Consider the following 2471-nt stretch of genomic DNA (forward strand, 5'->3'; position numbering starts at 1 on the left):
GAACTTGTTCGCACCTTCCCTAATGCAAAAGGTTAAACAAAATGATTAAATTATTACGTGTAGACCATCGCTTATTACATGGCCAGGTAGCTTTTGCCTGGACTGCGGCGCTGCAGGCCGATTGCATTCTTATTGCCAATGATGACATCATCAATGATGAGTTAAAAATGACGGCCATGCGCCTGGCGCGACCGAATAACGTTAAATTGGTTATTAAAAATATTGCAGATTCGATCAAAGCCTTACAAAGCGGCGCGACAGAAAAATATAACCTCTTTATTGTTGTTGCATCGATTAATGATGCACACGCGTTGGCAATGGAATACGAAAAAATTGTCAGTATCAATCTGGGTGGGATTAAATCTGCACCGGGCACGCGTCAAATATCAAAAGCCATATTTATTACCGACCACGACGTTACACAATTAAAAGAACTGGATAACAAAGGTGTCGAACTTGAGATCAGGCAAGTACCGAACGATACCCGACTGAAAGCTATCGCCTTACTGGGATGAGGTAGTGGATATGAGCTTACTAATGCAATCCTTTTTATTGGGTGGTTTATCCTGTGTCGGTTACCTGGACTCCATCTTCGGTACCGCCATGCTCCGACGTCCGATCGTAATGGGGCCGTTGGTGGGGCTAATTATGGGCGATCTCACCAATGGCATCATTATTGGTTCGGCCATTGAACTTGTGCTGTTAGGCGCATTCCAGATTGGCGCATCTAATCCCCCTGATGTGACGTCTGGCGGTATTTTAGGCACCGCCTTTGCTATTGCCTCTGGGCAAAACGTGGCCACTGCCGTAGCTCTTGCGGTACCTATTGCTACGTTGGTATTGGTATTACAAAACGCCGTGTATATCTTTGTCTTGCCGATATTTTGCCGTCGCGCAGACAAACATGCGTTAAATGCCAATATCAGCGGCGTGGTCCGCATGCATATTTACTCTACCCTCGCCTGTTCCGTGCCGTTTGCGATTCTGGTTGGTTTTGCTTTTTATGTTGGGACGCCGGTGGTTAATGCCATTCTCGAATCGATCCCCAAAGATATTATGACGGGAATGACTATCGCCACGGGCATCTTACCGGCGCTCGGTTTTGCCATGCTGGCGAGAATGATCATCAACAAAAAAGTATTCCCCTATTTCTTCTTTGGTTTTCTACTAGCGGCATATTTAAAACTACCGCTGGTCGGGATCGCCCTGTTTGGCCTGTTCCTCGCAATCGTACTCGTTAATAACGAAGCAAAAAAACAAGAGGTCATCGATGACAACGAATTCTGATGTCAAAATTACCAAACGCGATCTCTGGAGCGTCTATTTCCGCTCATTGACCATGGAATCGTCGTGGAACTATGAGCGTATGATGCATATGGGTTATACATTTTCGATGGTGCCAATTATCCGTAAAACGTGTAAAACCGACCAGGAAATCTCCGACGCGCTGGTCCGGCATTTGGAGTTTTTTAATACCACGCCTCACTTGTCGACGCTGCCGCTGGGGATTACGTCAGCCATGGAAGAGCGCCGGATGCTCGACGATGACTTCGACGCCAGCTCAATCAACGCCGTGAAGGCATCGCTGATGGGTCCATTAGCGGGTATTGGTGATTCATTCTTCTGGGGAACGCTGCGTATTATCGCCGCGGGGTTGGGGATTTCATTAGCATCATCCGGCAATATTCTGGGGCCGCTACTGTTCCTGCTGGTGTTTAACATTCCCCACTACTTTATCCGCTACTTCTGTTTGATGGGCGGTTACCGACTGGGTGCTGATTTCTTCAAAAAAATGGAGGAGTCGGGAATGATGCAGAAAATCACCTACGGTGCGGCAATATTGGGGCTGATGGTCATAGGAGGAATGACCGCCACCATGGTCTCATTGAACGTTCCCTTTGTGATTGGCGAAGGTGCTTATGCCGTGCCGTTACAAAAGATTTTAAACGATATTATGCCGTGTCTGTTACCGATGGGGGCATTTGGCGTAATGTATTATCTGTTAGGGAAGAACATCCAAATTTCCCGCATTCTTATTGGCATCGTTGTCGTATCAATACTGGGTGCCTATTTGAATATTCTGGGTTAACAAAAACAGCAACGGGCGGAGACTATCCGCCCGTTTTTTACCTGTCATTTTACTGCGCTGTGTTCTTGCTGCGGATTTCCCGCCATACCTTGTCGCAATCAGCCGAAACGGCCTGATCGTTGCCCGTACGCGTCGCCTGGATACACTGCTGATAATCCAGTACGCGAACACTTTCTTCATTGGCAAATTGCTGGTGCTGCTTTTCTTTCTTCAGCACGTTTAACACGCTTTGGCAGGCCTCGATTTTCTCTGGCGATCCCTGTGCGGTGTTGATGCAGGCGCTGTAGGCTTCTTTCAAACGGCTGTCTTCTTTTGGCGCCGGAGATTGTGCGCAGGCCACCAGCCCAGATGCCATGACGGCGATGAGTATCAGTTTTTTCAT

The 2471-nt window shown here is 47.7% G+C and carries 4 protein-coding genes; 3 read left to right on the forward strand and 1 reads right to left on the reverse strand.

Annotation, left to right across the window (positions count from 1 at the left end; genetic code table 11):
* Positions 1-41 precede the first annotated feature (41 nt).
* Genes FDW95_RS05580 through FDW95_RS05590 form a run of 3 tightly spaced genes read left to right on the forward strand, consistent with a single transcriptional unit; the run spans position 42 to position 2089 of the window.
* Positions 42-515, forward strand: a complete 474-nt coding sequence (locus FDW95_RS05580; RefSeq protein WP_115259083.1) for a PTS sugar transporter subunit IIB — start codon at positions 42-44, stop codon at positions 513-515.
* Between the two features lie 10 nt (positions 516-525).
* Complete coding sequence (locus tag FDW95_RS05585; protein ID WP_115259084.1) at positions 526-1287, forward strand: PTS sugar transporter subunit IIC; 762 nt, start codon at positions 526-528, stop codon at positions 1285-1287.
* Positions 1271-2089, forward strand: coding sequence for a PTS system mannose/fructose/sorbose family transporter subunit IID (locus tag FDW95_RS05590; RefSeq protein ID WP_115259085.1), 819 nt, complete (start codon positions 1271-1273; stop codon positions 2087-2089). Before FDW95_RS05585 ends, FDW95_RS05590 begins: the two co-directional genes overlap by 17 nt.
* 49 nt (positions 2090-2138) lie before the next feature.
* On the opposite strand, the gene chiQ is transcribed toward FDW95_RS05590, so the two are convergent.
* Positions 2139-2471 carry a ChiQ/YbfN family lipoprotein gene (gene chiQ, locus FDW95_RS05595; protein ID WP_115259086.1) on the reverse strand — a complete coding sequence of 111 codons (333 nt, stop codon included), beginning with the start codon at positions 2469-2471 and terminating at the stop codon, positions 2139-2141.

It is taken from the genome of Citrobacter sp. wls718, assembly GCF_005280945.1.
Classification (GTDB): Bacteria; Pseudomonadota; Gammaproteobacteria; order Enterobacterales; family Enterobacteriaceae; genus Citrobacter; species Citrobacter gillenii.